Origin of the sequence: Rhizobium sp. N324 (assembly GCF_001664485.1) — a bacterium.
GTDB lineage: Bacteria > Pseudomonadota > Alphaproteobacteria > Rhizobiales > Rhizobiaceae > Rhizobium.
Window position 1 is genome coordinate 444,345 of record NZ_CP013630.1, and the last position, 16,387, is coordinate 460,731.

The 16,387-nt window shown below is 62.1% G+C and carries 20 protein-coding genes and 1 pseudogene; 12 read left to right on the forward strand and 9 right to left on the reverse strand.

The features are described 5' to 3' along the window. Nucleotides 1–32: 32 nt before the first annotated feature. The 4 genes from lspA to AMK05_RS02165 form a co-directional block, all read right to left on the reverse strand. Complete coding sequence (gene lspA / locus AMK05_RS02150; RefSeq protein ID WP_064836119.1) at nucleotides 33–536, reverse strand: signal peptidase II; 504 nt, start codon at nucleotides 534–536, stop codon at nucleotides 33–35. Next, complete coding sequence (locus tag AMK05_RS02155) at nucleotides 533–1,393, reverse strand: TrmH family RNA methyltransferase (protein WP_064836121.1); 861 nt, start codon at nucleotides 1,391–1,393, stop codon at nucleotides 533–535. Before AMK05_RS02155 ends, lspA begins: the two co-directional genes overlap by 4 nt. Beyond that, nucleotides 1,390–2,487, reverse strand: a complete 1,098-nt coding sequence (locus AMK05_RS02160; RefSeq protein ID WP_064836123.1) for a class I SAM-dependent methyltransferase — start codon at nucleotides 2,485–2,487, stop codon at nucleotides 1,390–1,392. The genes AMK05_RS02155 and AMK05_RS02160 overlap by 4 nt, the downstream gene beginning before the upstream one ends. Nucleotides 2,488–2,586: 99 nt before the next feature. Then, a complete protein-coding gene (locus AMK05_RS02165) occupies nucleotides 2,587–3,171 on the reverse strand; it encodes an NUDIX hydrolase (RefSeq protein ID WP_094447722.1) in 585 nt (194 codons plus the stop codon). A 103-nt stretch (nucleotides 3,172–3,274) separates the two neighbouring features. Here AMK05_RS02165 and AMK05_RS02170 point away from each other — a divergent pair, with 103 nt between their 5' ends. Together AMK05_RS02170 and AMK05_RS02175 are read left to right on the forward strand one after the other, a co-directional pair. Further along, the gene (locus AMK05_RS02170) at nucleotides 3,275–3,730 is read left to right on the forward strand and encodes an SRPBCC family protein (protein WP_064836127.1); all 456 of its coding nucleotides are present in this window, start codon (nucleotides 3,275–3,277) and stop codon (nucleotides 3,728–3,730) included. A gap of 52 nt (nucleotides 3,731–3,782) precedes the next feature. Further along, the gene (locus AMK05_RS02175; RefSeq protein ID WP_064836129.1) at nucleotides 3,783–4,217 is read left to right on the forward strand and encodes a GNAT family N-acetyltransferase; all 435 of its coding nucleotides are present in this window, start codon (nucleotides 3,783–3,785) and stop codon (nucleotides 4,215–4,217) included. A 31-nt stretch (nucleotides 4,218–4,248) separates the two neighbouring features. Here AMK05_RS02175 and AMK05_RS02180 read toward each other — a convergent pair whose 3' ends face one another. The 3 genes from AMK05_RS02180 to sppA all read right to left on the reverse strand — a co-directional run bounded on the left by AMK05_RS02180 (nucleotide 4,249) and on the right by sppA (nucleotide 6,001). Next, nucleotides 4,249–4,581 carry a LapA family protein gene (locus AMK05_RS02180; RefSeq protein ID WP_064836131.1) on the reverse strand — a complete coding sequence of 111 codons (333 nt, stop codon included), beginning with the start codon at nucleotides 4,579–4,581 and terminating at the stop codon, nucleotides 4,249–4,251. A gap of 140 nt (nucleotides 4,582–4,721) precedes the next feature. Then, entirely contained in the window at nucleotides 4,722–5,021 is a 300-nt protein-coding gene (locus tag AMK05_RS02185) for an integration host factor subunit beta (protein WP_003544934.1), read from the reverse strand. Between the two features lie 29 nt (nucleotides 5,022–5,050). Then, complete coding sequence (sppA, locus tag AMK05_RS02190; RefSeq protein WP_064836133.1) at nucleotides 5,051–6,001, reverse strand: signal peptide peptidase SppA; 951 nt, start codon at nucleotides 5,999–6,001, stop codon at nucleotides 5,051–5,053. Nucleotides 6,002–6,227: 226 nt separating this feature from the next. On the opposite strand from sppA, the gene lptC reads away from it, so the two are divergent. The 7 genes and pseudogenes from lptC to ptsN all read left to right on the forward strand — a co-directional run bounded on the left by lptC (nucleotide 6,228) and on the right by ptsN (nucleotide 12,547). After that, the gene (lptC, locus tag AMK05_RS02195) at nucleotides 6,228–6,893 is read left to right on the forward strand and encodes an LPS export ABC transporter periplasmic protein LptC (RefSeq protein WP_064836135.1); all 666 of its coding nucleotides are present in this window, start codon (nucleotides 6,228–6,230) and stop codon (nucleotides 6,891–6,893) included. 15 nt (nucleotides 6,894–6,908) lie between these two features. Continuing rightward, on the forward strand, nucleotides 6,909–7,544 hold the full coding sequence (locus AMK05_RS02200) for an LptA/OstA family protein (protein WP_064836137.1): 636 nt from the start codon (nucleotides 6,909–6,911) through the stop codon (nucleotides 7,542–7,544). 85 nt (nucleotides 7,545–7,629) lie between these two features. Next, a pseudogene (gene lptB, locus AMK05_RS02205) lies at nucleotides 7,630–8,361 on the forward strand (LPS export ABC transporter ATP-binding protein); the annotation flags it as partial. Between the two features lie 220 nt (nucleotides 8,362–8,581). Further along, nucleotides 8,582–10,144, forward strand: coding sequence for an RNA polymerase factor sigma-54 (gene rpoN, locus AMK05_RS02210; RefSeq protein ID WP_064836141.1), 1,563 nt, complete (start codon nucleotides 8,582–8,584; stop codon nucleotides 10,142–10,144). Between the two features lie 88 nt (nucleotides 10,145–10,232). Next, nucleotides 10,233–11,144: a DMT family transporter gene (locus tag AMK05_RS02215; RefSeq protein WP_064836143.1), complete on the forward strand. Its 912-nt coding sequence runs from the start codon at nucleotides 10,233–10,235 to the stop codon at nucleotides 11,142–11,144. Between the two features lie 292 nt (nucleotides 11,145–11,436). Next, nucleotides 11,437–12,012, forward strand: a complete 576-nt coding sequence (hpf, locus tag AMK05_RS02220; protein ID WP_003570772.1) for a ribosome hibernation-promoting factor, HPF/YfiA family — start codon at nucleotides 11,437–11,439, stop codon at nucleotides 12,010–12,012. A gap of 70 nt (nucleotides 12,013–12,082) precedes the next feature. Beyond that, complete coding sequence (gene ptsN, locus AMK05_RS02225; RefSeq protein ID WP_064836145.1) at nucleotides 12,083–12,547, forward strand: PTS IIA-like nitrogen regulatory protein PtsN; 465 nt, start codon at nucleotides 12,083–12,085, stop codon at nucleotides 12,545–12,547. Nucleotides 12,548–12,667: 120 nt separating this feature from the next. On the opposite strand, the gene AMK05_RS02230 is transcribed toward ptsN, so the two are convergent. Then, on the reverse strand, nucleotides 12,668–13,567 hold the full coding sequence (locus AMK05_RS02230; RefSeq protein ID WP_064836147.1) for a ribokinase: 900 nt from the start codon (nucleotides 13,565–13,567) through the stop codon (nucleotides 12,668–12,670). Nucleotides 13,568–13,648: 81 nt separating this feature from the next. Next, nucleotides 13,649–14,875 (reverse strand): DNA recombination protein RmuC, encoded by a 1,227-nt coding sequence (locus tag AMK05_RS02235; RefSeq protein ID WP_064836148.1) that lies wholly within the window; start codon nucleotides 14,873–14,875, stop codon nucleotides 13,649–13,651. A 234-nt stretch (nucleotides 14,876–15,109) separates the two neighbouring features. Between AMK05_RS02235 and def the strand changes: the two genes are divergently transcribed. The 3 genes from def (at nucleotide 15,110) to AMK05_RS02250 (ending at nucleotide 16,367) form a co-directional block, all read left to right on the forward strand. Continuing rightward, on the forward strand, nucleotides 15,110–15,625 hold the full coding sequence (def, locus tag AMK05_RS02240; protein WP_064836150.1) for a peptide deformylase: 516 nt from the start codon (nucleotides 15,110–15,112) through the stop codon (nucleotides 15,623–15,625). A gap of 65 nt (nucleotides 15,626–15,690) precedes the next feature. Then, nucleotides 15,691–15,951 carry a FitA-like ribbon-helix-helix domain-containing protein gene (locus AMK05_RS02245; protein WP_064836153.1) on the forward strand — a complete coding sequence of 87 codons (261 nt, stop codon included), beginning with the start codon at nucleotides 15,691–15,693 and terminating at the stop codon, nucleotides 15,949–15,951. Further along, the gene (locus AMK05_RS02250) at nucleotides 15,948–16,367 is read left to right on the forward strand and encodes a type II toxin-antitoxin system VapC family toxin (RefSeq protein ID WP_064836155.1); all 420 of its coding nucleotides are present in this window, start codon (nucleotides 15,948–15,950) and stop codon (nucleotides 16,365–16,367) included. The genes AMK05_RS02245 and AMK05_RS02250 overlap by 4 nt, the downstream gene beginning before the upstream one ends. The last annotated feature ends 20 nt before the right edge of the window (nucleotides 16,368–16,387 follow it).

Consider the following 16,387-nt stretch of genomic DNA (forward strand, 5'->3'; position numbering starts at 1 on the left):
CTTCCGAATGCCTTCAGGAATTCGATAAGATTTTAGCGGCCGGCCGTTTTCGGCACCATCAGCTCGTCGAGAATGACGCAGGCCGCACCGATGGTGATGAAGCTGTCGGCGAGATTGAACACCGCGAAGGACCAGCTTTCGGTGTGGAACAGAATATAGTCGATCACGTGGCCATAGGCGAAGCGGTCGACGAGATTGCCGATCGCGCCGGCGATGATCAGCGCATAACCGAGATGGGCGAGCCAGCGGTCCTTCGCCGTGCGGTACCACAGCCAGGCGACGAAGGCGACGATGATGAGCCGCATGCCGACGATGAACCAGCCGTCCATGCCCTCCAGCATCGAAAAGGCGACGCCGAGATTGTAGGTACGGTAGAGCGCCAGCATCGGAATAACCGGCACGGCCTCCTGCAGCGGCAGGTAATGATCGACCGCGATCTTGACGATCTGGTCGAGGAGGACGGCGACGATGATGAAGAAGAGGATCGGCGCCGGGCGCGAAAACAGCGCGGGGCGGGCATGCGTCTGTTCGGTCATTTGCCCTCGGCAAGTGAGAGGAGATGGCGGCGCGCCTCGAAAAGCATGACGGCGGTGGCGACGGCGAGGTTCAAGGAATCGGCGCGGCCCTGCTGCGGAATGCGGGCAAGCGCGTCGGCTTGCCCGGCGAGCTGCTCCGGCAGGCCGGATTGCTCGTTGCCCATCAAGAGCACGACGGGTTTCTTCCGGTAGTCGATGGTGCGATAATCGACCGCGCCGGCAAGATGGGTCGCAACCACGCAAACGCCCGCCGATTTCCGCCAGGCGAGGAATTCCTCCGGCGTCGCGCGTGCAACCGGAACGGCGAAGACCGAGCCCATGGTGGCGCGCACGGTCTCGAGCGAGAAGGGATCGGTTGCCTCTCCGACCAGAATGACGCCGGACGCCCCGGCCGCATCCGCTGTGCGGATGATGGTGCCGAGATTGCCGGGATCGCGCACGCGGTCGAGCGCCACCCAGGTCTCGCCCTCTCTCGGCCGGATGTCTTTGAGCGGCATCCAGCGCTGGTCGAAGATGCCGACGACCATCTGCGGATTGTCGCGGCGGGTGATCGAGCCGATCACCTTTTCGCTGACTTCGAGCACCAGCCCGCCGGAGGCGACGGTCTTGGCCGCCATCTGCTCGACCAGTGGCTTGCCCTTGGCGGCCTTGGCGTAGACCAGCGTGCGGATCGTCCAGCCGAGTTCGATCGCATCGATGACGAGCTTCAGCCCTTCGGCGAGGAAAGTCCCGCTCTCCTCCCGCGACTTCTTGTTCGTCAGGGCCTTGATGTCCTTGATGATGGGATTGGCAAGCGAGGTGACTTCCTTCACCTGGCCGACCCTGCGCGGTCCCTGATCGTGGAAGTCCTTGCTCATTTCGGCACCCAGCGGGAAAAGAGGGAGGTGGAAAGCGCGCGGCCCGGCGTCTTGCCGTCGAGGCCCGCTTCGCGGATGACCAGTTCGCCGGATTCGACCACGCCGCCGGCGCCCCGCATCGTCTCGCGCATCAGCTCGTGGATCGAATAGAAGCTGGCGCGGATCGAATAGGCCGTCAGCACCAGGCCGACCGCCTGCGGCGACAGGATCTCGCGGCAGACATCGAGCATCAAGGGCAGATGCTCGAAGAGATGCCAGACCTCGCCGTTCGGGCCGCGGCCGAATTTCGGCGGATCGGTGAGGATGATGTCGTATTGGCTGCCGCGACGTTCCTCGCGCAGGATGAATTTCATCGCATCCTCGCAGATCCAGCGGATCGGCAGCTTCTCCATGCGCCCGAGCGCCTGGTTTTCCCGCGCCCAACCGATCGCCTTCTTCGAGGCGTCGACATGGGTGACTTCGGCGCCGGCCGCGGCGGCAACCAGCGAGGCGACGCCGGTATAGCCGAAAAGGTTCAGCACCTTCAGCGGCCGGCCTGCCTTTTCGACCTGCTCCTTCATCCAGCTCCAGTGCACGATCTGCTCCGGGAAGACGCCGACATGACGGAAGGAGGTGAAACGGCCGTAAAAATCGACGCCGAGCAGGTTGAGCGGCCAGGTCTCGCCGAGCACCGCCTTCGGGAAGCGCCAGCGACCGCTGCCTTCCTCGTCGGTATCGCCGGTGAAGACGGCATCGATCTTTTCCCAGGCATGGGCCGGCAGCGAAGGCCGCCACAGCGCCTGGGCCTCGGGACGGATGATGCGGTAAGGTCCGTATTGTTCCAGCTTTTCGCCGTTGCCGCTGTCGATCAGGTGAAAGTCGCCGGCCCCGAGCGATTCGAGGATGACGGGCACGCGCTCGATCGGGCGCTCGCCGCTGCGTGTCGTCAACGGCCGTTCGGCGGCCGCCGGCACGGCAGCCTCGCGCACCGTCTCACGGGCAGCCGGTGGCCGCGCGACCGGCTTGGCCGGCCGGCCGGCCCGATCGTCCCTGCGGCTTTCACCGGAAGGACCTGATGTCTTCTTCTGGCCCGGCCGGCGTTCTTTCTGTTTCAACGTGCTCTTCCGCGTCTCTGTCGGGCACAGCGCCCTTTGAATTATGCAGTAGCCCAGAAAAGCGTGCCGGATCAACTGCGCGCCGGCGGGGCATGTATTTCAAGCCTCGGATGACTGCCGGCGAAGCCAGCTTTCTGCCGCATACAGGGCTGCGACATGCATCGACTGCATGACGACCGCGCCGGACTGCAGATCGCCCAGGATGGCGGCAAGATCCGCAAACAGCAGTTCGACTTTCTCGCCGGGGTCGAACCGCGGTTGCCCGGCGCGGCTGAGGCCGAGCGCCAGCCAGCTCGTCACCGCGTTGCTGTGGCTCGCGGCATTCGGATAAGAGGTCAGCAGCTTGACGAAGGTCGAGGCTTCATAGCCGGTCTCCTCCCGGAGTTCGCGCAGGGCCGCCGCCATCGCCGCATCGCCGCTCCCGCTGTCATCGCGCTCGACGCCGCCTGCGACGAGACCGTGGATGATCTCGCCGCGGCCGTGCCGGTATTCCCGCGTCAGCAGCACGCGCCCGTCGGGCATCACGGGCACGACGTTGATCCAGTCGGGATAGTCGAGCACATGGAAAGGCGCGACGACGATTCCGTCGGCGGTGAGGCAATCGTCGCTTCGCAGCCGGATCCAGCGATCCTCGTAGGTGATGCGGCTTGCCGTCACGCTCCAGGGCTTCAATTCGTCACTCATCGCCAATTCCTTGCTCCGGAACGAGCGGGATAACATTCCTCTCCGCCTGGCAAAAGCCTTTCCCGCTGCGATAAGGTGAACGAATCGGAGATGGGGTTATCGAATGGATTTCACCGGCGAAGAACGCATCGCCGCGCCGCGGGATGTCGTCTGGGCAGCGCTCAACGATCCCGAGATCATGCGCGGCTGCATTCCAGGCTGCCAGAGCATCGAGCGGCTGTCGCCGGACACGTTCGAGGCGACGATCAAGGTCAAGTTCAGCCTGCTGTCGGCCACCTTCCATGGGCTGTTGACGCTTTCCCATGTCGATGCACCGAAGAGCTATACGTTATCGGCCGAAGGCAAGGGTGGTCTTGCCGGCTTTGCCAAAGGCAGCGCCGATATCGTGCTCGAAGAAAACGGCGCCGAGACCATCCTGCATTATCGGGCAAAGGCCGAACTCGGCGGCAGGCTTGCCCAGTTCGGCGCACGCCTGCTCGATTCGACCTCGCAGAGGCTCGCCGAAGGGTTCTTTTCGGATTTCAATGCCGCCGTCGTCGCGAAGATGGCGGCCGGCTGATCCCGAGCGCTTTGGGCTTGGCGGGGATAGGGGCTTGGGTTAAATCGACGTCATGACTTGGACAATCAGGCCGCCGCGGGCGGGAGACCAGGAAATACTCGCGGAGATTTATCTTTCCGTGCGCCGCGAAACATTCGTCTGGGTCGACCCGGGCAAGTTCCACCGCGAGGATTTCGCCGCTCATACCAATGGCGAGACGGTCTTCGTCTGCGAGCATGAAAATGGCGGAGTTGCCGGCTTCCTGTCGCTTTGGCCAGCCGATGATTTCATCCACATGCTCTATATCCGCCGGGACTTCCAGGGCCTTGGCGCCGGTACGGCGCTGCTGCAGGCGCTGCCGGAATGGCCGCAACACCGCTACCGGCTGAAATGCCTGGTGAAAAACCGGCGGGCGAAGGCGTTCTATCTCGCCCATGGTTTCCGCGTGACCGGCAACGGCACGTCGCCGGAGGGCGATTATGAGGAGCTGAGCTTTCTTCCGGTCTGACCGGCGCGAGCGTCGTCGAAACCGAGCCGCTTTACCGTGCCGGAAGCTGTCCGGCGATTTCCTCGGCGCGGCTCTTGTGGCGGTCGGCCTCACCCTGCCAGCGGATGGCTTCCTTGGCTTCGGTGCGGGCGCGCTTGCGGTGTTTGCCCTGGCCGAACCAGGTGGCGGCCGCGCCGATCAGCATGCCTGCGATCAGGGCAACCACCAGGAAGACGAAGAAGGGCGCCGAAACCGCAAGCACCTGATCTTCCGGCCGGAACGGATTGAAGGCGAGCGTGACGCTTTGCCGGTTGGCGACGCAGAAGACGATGAGGACGACGCCGAGCGGCAGCAGAATCAACAGGTTGACGATCTTCTTGGCCATTTGAGCTCTCCATGCGTCGGCGCTTTGTACTTATGCATCGGCCCGAAAATCGATTCCGATTTTCGGGCCGATGCACTAGCAGAATAGGAAAACGGCCATCGAGTTCAAGTGCGGGTTTCGTCGCAGGCCGCTTAGGTCGCTCAATCCTCTTCGTCGGCCTGACCGGGATTGAGCCGCTCGCGCAGCTCCTTGCCGGTCTTGAAGAAGGGAACCCATTTCTCCTCGACGAAGACGGTATCGCCGGTGCGCGGGTTGCGGCCGGAGCGCGAAGGGCGGTTCTTCACCGAAAACGCGCCAAAGCCGCGCAATTCGACGCGGTTTCCCGCAGCCAGTGCATCCGTGATCTCGTCGAGAACCGCGTTGACGATATTCTCGACGTCGCGATGATAGAGATGCGGGTTGCGTGCCGCAACAATCTGCACCAATTCGGACTTGATCACCTTCGCCCCCTTAAATTATTGATTTCTTATCAATCGTGGCCAACCTGCCAAACTGAAAGCAGCCCGTCAAGAAGCAACTTTGGGGGCAGGATTCCATTGATATCCTGGCCTTTCAAGAGATCATCATAACCGAAGATCGTAATCAACCGCGAAACAGCCCCAGCGAGCAGAAACGGCGTATTGCTCTTCTTGTCCCAGTCCACCATCGGCAGGTCGGCGTCGACGCCGCGCGACTTGAGATAGGCCCGGATTTCCGCCTCGCCGCCGAGCGTATCGACGAGTTTCACCTTGAGCGCCTGGCGGCCGGTATAGATCGTGCCGTCGGCGAGTTTCAGCACCTCGTCGCGCGGCAGCTTGCGCCGGTCGGCGACCAGATCGACGAACCAGTTATAGCTGTCGACCACCATGTTGCGGATCATCGCCTTGGCGTCCTCGCTCGCCTCATGGAAGGGCGAGGGCTCGGCCTTCAGCGGCGAAGATTTGATCTCCTGCAGCGACACGCCGATCTTGTCGAGCAGCGGCTGGATCTGCGGATACTGGAAGATGACGCCGATCGAGCCGGTGATCGAACTGTCGCCGGCAACGATCGTATCGCCGGCGGTGGCGATCATGTAGCCGGCGGAGGCGGCCAGCGTGCGCACGTCGGAGACGACGGGCTTCTTGGCTGCGATCGCGCGGATCGCCTTGAAGATTTTTTCGCCGCCATAGGTCGTGCCGCCGGGCGAGGAGATCGAAATCACCGCCGCCTTCACCTGGTCGTTGGTCTCGACCTTCTTCAGCCGCTCCAGAAGCTCGTCGTCGTCGACGATCAGCCCGGTTATCGTCACATGGGCGATATGCGGGCGGCTCGTCTTGGTGTCGCCGAAGGCGAAGCTGTAGAAGGCGAAACCGAGCGCCACGAAGAGGGCCACCGCCGCGAGGCGCCAGAACCAGAGCTTGCGGCGCAGCCGCCGGCGATCCGCGATCATCGAACTGTCCATGAGATACCTCCAGCGCTTGCCCCGGCTTCGGCATGCCCGCCGATGGGTCCGGTGAAATAGGTGGCAGCGGCGCGCACGAATGCCACTTTTTGATGTTTTTCCGTTTTGTTGCTTGTTGCAGAAAAAATTCCATATTGGCAAGCCAATGTAATAATGCGAAACGAACTGTGATTGGCGGCCGGCCTTGTTACGAGGCGCTGCGGTCACCGCACATGGAACGAGACCTATGCTCGATACCCTGAAGAACAACGGACATGCCGCCTATGCGGGCTCCGGCCGGAGCGCCTATGGCGATGCGTTGTTTCATTCCGCCCGCGTGCGGCGGCTGAAGATTTTGCTGCCGGTGGCAGCCCTCGTCGTCGCGGCCGGCCTGACGGCGGTAGCCTTGGTCAAGATCTATCTGCCCGAGAACATCAAGATGGAAGGCGCCAAGATCGAGAACGGCAAGGTCGTGATGGAAAAGCCGGCGATCGCGGGCCGCAATTCCGACGGCGTCAACTATTCGATGCTTGCCGAACGGGCGCTGCAGGATATCCGCAATCCCGATCTGATCACGCTCGAGACCATCAAGGCGGCGGTGCCGATGAATGACGGGCTGATCGCCCGCGTCGTCGCCTCGACGGCCGATTACAATCGCGCCACCGACAACCTGCATATGACGGCCCCCTTCACACTGGTGCTGAGCAGCGGCCTCAACGCGAATTTCCAGTCCGCCCACCTCGACATCAAGGGCGGAAACATGCGCAGCGACGACCCCGTCACCATCACCAAGGACAATGCCTCCATTGTTGCGAAGACGCTCCAGATAACCGATAAGGGGCGGGTGATCACATTCGAGGGGAATGTTCGCATGAATGTCGATCCATCCGCCATCCATAAACAGGGCACTTAACCAGCCGGGTCATCCATGACAAAAGATTGTCGTTTTTCCACTTGCAAGACCGGTATGGCATTCATCGCCGGCGCATTTGCCCTTATTCTGATGGCCCCGGGCGCGGGCGCACAGCAGGCTGCCACCATGTCGGGCATGAAGCTGTCCAACGACCAGCCGATCCAGATCGAAAGCGACAAGCTGGAGATCCACGACCAGGAACACACCGCTTTGTTCACCGGCAAGGTCAAGGTCGTCCAGGGGACGACGACGATGCAGTCCGGCAAGATGACCGTCTATTACAAGGACAAGGCGGCAAAGCCAGCCGCTGACGGAACGCAACCCGCGGCCCAGCCGGCGCAGTCGGCCTCGCTGGCATCGGGAAGTGCCGATATCGACAAGATCCTGGTGACCGACAAGGTGCTGCTGACATCGGGCACGCAGACGGCGACCGCCGATGACGGCGCTTTCGATATGGCCTCGCAGACCTTTATTCTCACGGCGGATCAAGGCAACAAGGTTATTCTGTCGGATGGACCGAACGTCTTTACCGGCTGCAAACTGACCGTTCACATGCAAACCGGTCAGGCGGAGCTTGAAAGCTGCGGCGGGCGTGTCCAGATTCAGCTCGATCCAAAATCGCAGCCGAATGCGCAGCAAAAGCAGAACTGAGAAGCCGGCCTCCCACGTGAAATTATCATCGCTATCCACCATGTTTGGCCAGCCCGGGCCACCAGCTGCGGGCGCCGCCGACAAAAGCCGCTATCAGGGAACGCTGATCGCACGCGGTCTGACGAAGACCTATGCGACGCGTCGCGTCGTCAACGGCGTCTCGCTGGTGGTGCGCCGTGGTGAGGCCGTCGGCCTGCTCGGCCCGAACGGCGCCGGCAAGACCACCTGTTTTTACATGATCACCGGCCTCGTGCCAGTGGATGAAGGCACGATCGAGATCGACGGCAACGACGTCACGACCATGCCGATGTACCGCCGCTCGCGTCTCGGCGTCGGTTACCTGCCGCAGGAAGCCTCGATCTTTCGTGGGCTGACGGTGGAGGAAAATATCCGCGCCGTCCTCGAAGTGCATGTCAAGGACAAGGCCGAGCGCGAGCAGAAGCTCAACGAGCTGCTCGAGGAATTCCATATCCAGAAGCTGCGCAAGAGTGCCGCCGTCGCCCTGTCGGGCGGTGAGCGCCGCCGCCTCGAAATCGCTCGCGCGCTGGCGACGGACCCGACCTTCATGCTGCTCGACGAACCCTTTGCCGGCGTCGATCCGATCTCGGTCGCCGACATCCAGAATCTCGTGCACCACCTGACGGCCCGCGGCATCGGCGTTCTCATCACCGACCACAATGTGCGTGAGACGCTGGGCCTGATCGACCGCGCCTACATCATCCATGCCGGTGAAGTGCTGACCCATGGCCGGGCGAACGACATCGTCAACAATCCGGAAGTGCGCCGACTTTATCTCGGCGACAATTTCAGCCTCTGAACGGCTGATGATGCCAAAGACGGGGACGCTGCCGCGGTCGTCCTGAAACGGCGCAGACCTTTCGCCGATACCTGTCCCACCGCAGAAATTAACCGCGCCGGCATAGTTCCGCTTGACCAAATGAGATAAAAAAGCAATTTTTGGGCCAGTTGGATTTCCGTCGCCTGAAGTGTGATCGGACGCGGTTTCCCGGAGGAATCGAGGGAGTTTCGCGTCCGTCATGGCACTGTCCGCCAGTCTTTTCCTGCGCCAGAACCAATCCCTGGTGATGACACCGCAACTGATGCAATCCATCCAGTTGCTGCAGATGACTCATGTCGAGCTCACCCAGTTCATCGCCCAGGAAGTCGAGAAGAACCCGCTCCTCGAATTTCCGTCGAATGACGGCGAGGCAGGGGCCGAACGCGGCGAAGCCGAAGACGAACCTTATGGACATTCGCCGGAGGATGCAGGCTCGGACGACGGTTACGACAACCGCACCGAAGCCCTCTCCAGCGATTGGTACGACAACGGCGGCAGCGCCAGCACCAGCCGGCTGAACGACGAGCTCGACGCCAATTACACCAATGTCTTTCCCGATGACAGCGCGCCGCAGCGCCTCGATGCGCCGGAGCTCGTCGGCCAGTGGAAATCGATGCCGGGCAGCGGCGGCGAGGGCGCCGATTACGATCTCGACGATTTCGTCGCCGGCCAGGTGTCGCTGCGCGATCATCTCGCCCAGCAGATCCCTTTCGTCCTTCCCGACATCGCCGATCGGCTGATCGCGCAGAACTTCGTCGATCAGCTTGACGATGCCGGTTATCTGCAAGTCGATCTCGTCGAGACCGGCGAGCGGCTCGGCACCAGCCTGACTGCGGCCGAGCGCGTGCTTGCCGCCCTGCAGACGCTCGATCCGCCGGGGGTCTTCGCCCGCAGCCTGTCGGAATGCCTGGCGATCCAGCTCAGGCAGAAGGACCGATACGACCCGGCCATGCAGGCGCTCGTCGAAAACCTCGAACTGCTGGCGCGGCGCGATTTCGCTACGCTGAAGCGGCTCTGCGGTGTCGACGAGGAAGACCTTCTCGATATGCTCGGCGAAATCCGCCAGCTCAATCCCAAGCCCGGCAGCGGTTTCGAGACCGGCGTATCGGAAGCGATCATGCCCGATGTCGTCGTCAGGCCCTCTTCGGAGGGTGGCTGGCTGGTCGAGCTCAATCCGGATACGCTGCCGCGCGTGCTCGTCAACCAATCCTATTTTTCCCGCGTGACCAGGAATGGCGAGGATCACGCTTTCCTCTCCGAATGCCTGCAGAGCGCCAATTGGCTGACGCGCAGTCTCGACCAGCGGGCGAAGACCATCATGAAGGTGGCGAGCGAGATCGTCCGCCAGCAGGATGCCTTCCTGCTGAACGGCGTCGACCACCTGCGCCCGCTGAACCTGAAGACGGTCGCCGAAGCGATCAAGATGCATGAATCCACCGTCAGCCGCGTCACCTCGAACAAATATATGCTGACGCCGCGCGGCCTCTTCGAGCTCAAATATTTCTTCACCGTCTCGATCAGCGCCGTCGCCGGCGGCGACAGCCATTCGGCCGAGGCGGTGCGTCACAAGATCCGCGCGCTGATCATGCAGGAGAGCCCGGATGCCGTGCTCTCCGACGACGATATCGTCGACATGCTGAAGAAGGGCGGCGTCGATCTCGCCCGGCGCACTGTTGCCAAATACCGGGAAGCCATGAACATCGCCTCCTCGGTGCAGCGCCGTCGCGAAAAGCGGGCGCTCGCCAAGGTCTCGGGCTTCTGACGCCGCAATGCTTCGGTCTTGATCGAAGCATCCAGCTCCAAATCTCCGCTACTCCTCCGATGTCCTGATCATTGGAAAGCCGACAACCATGCCGCAAAATCCGAACCTTACCAGAGAGCTTCTTCTGCTGCTGGCGCTGGCGACCCTGTGGGGTTCCTCCTATACCTTCATCAAGATCGGTGTCGAGACGATCCCGCCGGTGACGTTGATCGCCGTCCGCACGCTGATTGCCGGCTGCATCCTGCTTGTCGTCCTCCGCTGCCGGCGAATCCGCCTGCCCACGGACGGCGCGACGTGGCGGCGGTTTTTCGTTCAGGCCTGTCTGAACAGCGTCATTCCCTTCACGCTGATTGCCTGGGCGGAACAATCCGTCGATGCCGGGCTGGCGGTGATCCTCAATTCGGCAACGCCGATCTTCACCTTCCTGCTGACCGTGCTGATCGCCCGCCATGAGCCGGTGACGGCGCGAAAGCTTTTCGGCGTCATATCAGGGCTTGCCGGCATCTGCCTGGTCATCGGCGTCGAGGTGCTCGGCGGTCTCGGCGAAAGCCTGATGGCGCAGCTCGCCATCATCCTGGCGACCGCCTGCTATGCAGGTGCAGCGATTTTCAGCAAGAACTTCAAGGGGCTCGATCCCGCCGTGCCGGCGGCCGGCTCGCTGATTTCAGGCGCGGTCATTCTCTTGCCGCTCAGCCTCGTCGTCGACCGGCCGTGGGCGCTCGATCCCTCGGCCGCATCGATTCTGGCGCTGCTGGCTCTTTCCGCCTTTTCGACGGCGCTGGCCTTTGCGATCTATTTCCGTCTCGTCCAGACGCTGGGTTCGGTCGCAACGACGTCGCAAGCCTACCTCCGGGTGCCGATCGGCGTTGCGATCGGCATCGTTTTCCTCGGCGAAAGGCTGAGCCCCACCGCCTGGATTGGACTCGTTTGCGTCATTCTCGGTGTCGCAGCCATGACGATCCCGGCAAGGATGAATGCAATCAATGCGAGAAACCTTTAGAAGTCAATGGCTCATGGTCGGCCACAGGCCCTGTTTTCTTTGGCGTCAGCTACACGCGATGCGAGCATTAGCAATCGCAGTTTTTCGCCCTATTGACTTTCTGTCAACGGCTGGCTAGAAGCCCGCCGCAATCGATGCCGCAAACGGCGTCTGGAGTTATCCCCAGCATCAGAAGGGCACCAAGGACCAGCAGGCTGACGCCGATCTTGCTTGAGATTGCGCGAAGTGCTTGGATGAACCTGAGGCTTGGCGTAAACTGATACCCGCAAACGACGACAAGAAGGGAAACTCCATGAGTGTGCGTGTGTCCGGTAAACATATGGAAATTGGTGAATCGTTCCGTCAAAAGATCGAGGACCAAATTGGTATGGCCATCACGAAATACTTCGACGGGGGGTATTCCGGCCAGGTGACCGTGGAAAAGGCGAGTTCGCGTTTCTCCGCCGACTGCAAGCTTCATCTCGACAGTGGGGTGGTGCTGCATGCGGCCGGTGAAGCGACCGATCCCCAGCTTGCTTTTGACGCCGCTTCGGAGCGCATCGAAAAGCGCCTGCGCCGCTACAAGCGCAAGCTGAAGGACCATCATGCCGGAAACCATCTGAACGGTTTTGCAGAAGTCTCCTACACGGTCATGGACTCTGTTCCTGATCACGAAGATGAAATTCCCGACGATTTCGCCCCGGCAATCGTCGCTGAAAGCACGAAGCAGCTGAAGACCATGTCGGTCGCCACCGCCGTGATGGCGCTCGACATGACCGACGAGCCGCTTCTCCTGTTCCGCAGCCCCGGCAAGGAACATTTGAATATCGTTTACCGTCGGCACGACGGAAATATTGGCTGGATCGATTCGGCCAATATCAAAGGCTGAGGTCAGGGCGGTGAGCGGCGGTATTGCCGCCGCTCCTTGCATTTGATCGAGGCGACAGAAGGAAAAAGAAATGGCATTGGCAGATTTGCTCCATCAGGATGCGATCATTCCCGCCCTCAGAGTAAATTCCAAGAAACAGCTGCTTCAGGAATTGGCCGCAAGAGCCGCCAGGATCACCGGGCTCTCCGAACGGGAGATCTTCGACGTCATCCTGCAGCGCGAACGCCTTGGCTCGACCGGCGTCGGCAACGGCATCGCTATTCCTCACGGCAAGCTGGTCAACATCCATTCGATCGTCGGCATTTTCGCCCGGCTGGATCAGCCGGTCGATTTCGAGGCGCTGGATGACCAGCCTGTCGACCTCGTCTTCCTGCTGCTGGCGCCGGAAGGCGCTGGCGCCGATCACCTCAAGGCCCTGTCGCGGATCGCCCGCGTACTGCGCGATCACGATCTGGTCGCCAAGCTGCGCGCCACCGATTCCGCCTCGGCGATCTACGCCTTCCTCAACGAAGAGCAGACGTCGAACGCCGCCTGAACCATGTCTTGCAAAACTGTGCAGCAGTTTTGCGATCATGCGATGCGCGCCAGGCCGAAAAACCGCCGGATTTCCCTGGTTCAGCGGGAGTTCTGCCGGCGGCTTCGCAAGGAAATCCCGCTATATCCTGGCTGCGACGTCTTCACCCGAAGGGATCGAAGGCTGCGCTCCCGATTTAAGGCAGGCGAGCGAGCCGGCGACCGCCGCCCGGCGCAACGCTGAGGCAAAATCCAGGCCCTCATCGAGGCTTGCAGCGAAATAGCCGCAGAAAGTATCGCCGGCGCCGACCGTGTCGACGGGGTCGATCTGCAGTCCCTTAGCCCTCGCAATCGCCCCCTCGCGGACGGCGACGACGCCGTCGCCGCCGAGCGTCACGATCAGCGTCTGGCCGGTTTCGGCATGCAGGCGCGTCAGGGCCGCCTCGCGCGCTTGCGCGTCCATGCCGTCCTGCCCGGCGAGCCGCTCGAATTCGGTCTCGTTGGCGATGACGATATCGGCGAGCCGGCCGAGACGCGGCGCATCGGGAATCAATGGGGCAAGGTTGAGGATGCTGGTGACTCCCTTGGCGCGGGCGGCCGACAGGGCACGCTCGACAGCCGCCGTCGGCACTTCGAGCTGCAGCATCAGGATATCGCCCTCCTGCATGCCGCCGACCGCGGCGTCGGCATCGTCAGGCGTGACCAGGCCGTTGGCGCCGGGAACGACGGCGATCATGTTTTCGCCGTCGCCGCCGACCAGGATCAGCGCCGTGCCTGTGGGACCGTCGACATGTTTGACGAGGGAGAGATCGGTTCCCGCTTCATCGAGCAGGGAAAGGGCATCGGCGGCGAAGCTGTCCTTGCCGACGGCGCCGGCCATATGCACATAGCGGCCGGCGCGGCGCGCAGCCAAGGCCTGGTTGGCACCCTTGCCGCCGGCGGCGGTGGCAAAGCCGTTGCCGGCCACCGTCTCGCCGGGCTTCGGCAGGCGCTCGGTGGTGGCGATGAGGTCCATGTTGATGGACCCGAAAACTGTAATCATCAGGGGTGTCCCGTCCTCTGGCGCATGCGGGCGACGTCATGCTCCTGCTGTTTCGTGCGGGCGAGAGACTGCCCGAAGCGGTCACTCCTCGTCAACCACCCGGAGCTTGAGAAGACCGGTGCGGCTTTCCACCGATTTGGCCGCTGGTTCGCCGTCGCGGTCCGGCTTGACCTCGCTGCCGCCCGCCTCGAATTCCAGCGCTTCGATCTTGGCGCCGCGCCTGGTCAGTTTGTCGGCCGAGGTGACCACCATGTCGATGTCCTTCTGCGCCATGGCGAAATGACCCTGCAGCTTGCGCACCCGTTCGTCCAGGCGGCCGAGATCGTCCATCAGGATCGCCACCTCGCCCTGGATCAGATGCGCCTGCGCCCGCATGCGCTGATCCTTGAGCACGGCCTGGATGACCTGGATCGACAGCATTAGCAGCGACGGCGAGACGATGACGACACGGGCGCGATGCGCCTTCTGCACCACCGGCTCGAAATTCTCGTGGAGTTCGGCGAAGATCGATTCCGACGGCACGAAGAGAAAGGCCGTATCCTGGGTTTCCCCCTGGATCAGATATTTCTCGGAAATGTCCCTGATATGGATCTCCATGTCGCGGCGAAACTGCTGGCCGGCGATCTTGGCGGCCTCCGGGCTGCCGGCGTCGCGGATCGCGTTCCAGGCTTCGAGCGGAAATTTCGCATCGATCACCAGCGGCGGCGCGCCGTTCGGCATGCGGATCGTGCAGTCCGGCCGCGACCCGTTGGAGAGCGTCTGCTGGAAGGCATAGGCGCCCATCGGCAGGCCGTCGGCGACGATGGTTTCCATCCGGGACTGGCCGAAGGCACCGCGCGTCTGCTTGTTGGAAAGAATGGCCTGCAGCCCGACGACATCCTTGGCGAGCGTCTGGATATTGTTCTGTGCCGCGTCGATCACAGCCAGCCGCTCCTGCAGCCGCTGCAGATTTTCATGCGTCGATTTCGTCTGTTCGGTGATCGTCGAGTTGACGCGCTGCGACATGCCGTCGAGGCGTTGGCTGATCGCCTGGTTCAGCTCGCTCTGCCGCGCGCCGAACACCTCAGTCATCACAGCGATCCGGCCCTGCATCTCGGCCTGAATCTTGAGAAGCTCGGCCATGCGCGCGTCGCTTTCAGCGGCACGAAAGCTTGCCTCCTCCGCCTGCTCGTGGCGAAGGCTTGCGCCGCGCAGCAGCAGCACGATCACCAGCAAGACAAGAGCCAGCAGAACCCCGCCGGCAAGCGCTAGCATGGCCGGACTGATCGAGGCAAACGACAAAGTGAACGAATCGGGACTAGCGGTCATGTGGCAACCATAACAGAAGAAGCGGCAATATATAGATCAAACCGTGAACGGATATAGCGGCCCCAATGTCCTCGCAGGCCAAGGCGCTTGCTGGCCTCAAGGGTCGTTCCGGCACCGCTGCCGGCCGAACAGCCTGGGGCGAATATGGCGAAATTCCGGGCGGCGATGCAAAAAAGCGTCTTCCCCGCCTGCCGGATAATTCCATAGTCGGAAAAGATGGGTTATGGGAACGCCATGACCATCAAGCCACTCATCATTCTTCCCGATCCCATTCTCCGCCAGATCTCCAAGCCGATCGAGCGGGTCGACGCCGACCTGCAGCGTCTTGCCGACGATATGCTGGAAACCATGTACGACGCGCCGGGCATCGGCCTTGCGGCGGTCCAGATCGGCGTGCCGCGCCGCATGCTGGTCATTGACGTATCGCGCGAGGGCGAGGAGAAGCAGCCGCAGGTGTTCATCAACCCGGAGATCGTCAAATCCTCCGACGAGCGCTCGGTCTATGAGGAAGGCTGCCTGTCGATCCCGGATTATTATGCCGAGGTCGAGCGCCCGGCTATCGTCTCGGTCAAATATCTCGACCGCAACGGCAAGGAACAGACGGCTGAGGCCGACGGCCTGCTCGCCACCTGCCTACAGCACGAGATCGACCATCTGAACGGCGTGCTGTTCATCGATTATATCTCGCGGCTGAAGCGGGAGATGGTGATCAAGAAGTTCACCAAGGCGGCGAAGTCCAAGGCGCTCTGAGCGCCGCGTTGAAAATTCGCCGGCGGGGCATTATGATATCACCGATATCATGACGGAGGTGCTGAATGGGTGATTTGCTTATTCGCGATGTTCCGGAGGCAATGAAACGGCAGCTTCAGGAAAGCGCGCAGCGCAATGGCCGCAGCCTGTCGGAAGAGGCGATCGAAATCCTCCGCCGGCAGATCGCCGCGGAGCGCTCGGGCGTTTCGGCCGGGCAGCGCCTGCGTGCCCTGATGGGTGACGAACGATTGAGCGATGATGAGGTGGACGCCATTGCCGCCTCGCGCCACGAACCCGACCGTGAACCGCCGCGTTTCGACAGATGATCGTCCTCGATACGAATGTGATTTCCGAAATGCAGGGGAGGACCCACAGCGAGCGGATATTGAACTGGCTTGACGGCTACGACGTTGAGGCGCTTTTCCTGACGACGATCGCCGTCGCCGAAATGCGCTATGGTCTCGAACTGCTCGACGATGGCAAGCGAAAGACAGCGTTGGTTTCCGACTTCAATCGGATCGAGTCGGAATTTGCAGGCCGTATCCTCGGGTTTTCCCTCAGTGCGGCCAACCGCTACGGCCTGCTGGCTGCGGAGCGCAGAAAGGCCGGGCGGCCGACGGAAACGAAGGATGCGATGATTGCCGCCATCTGCCTTGCCAACGGCGCCACGCTCGCCACCCGCAACACCAGAGATTTCGAGGGGCTTGATCTCAAGCTCGTAAACCCGTTTGAAGAGGGTTGACCCTCAATTGGCGAGATAGA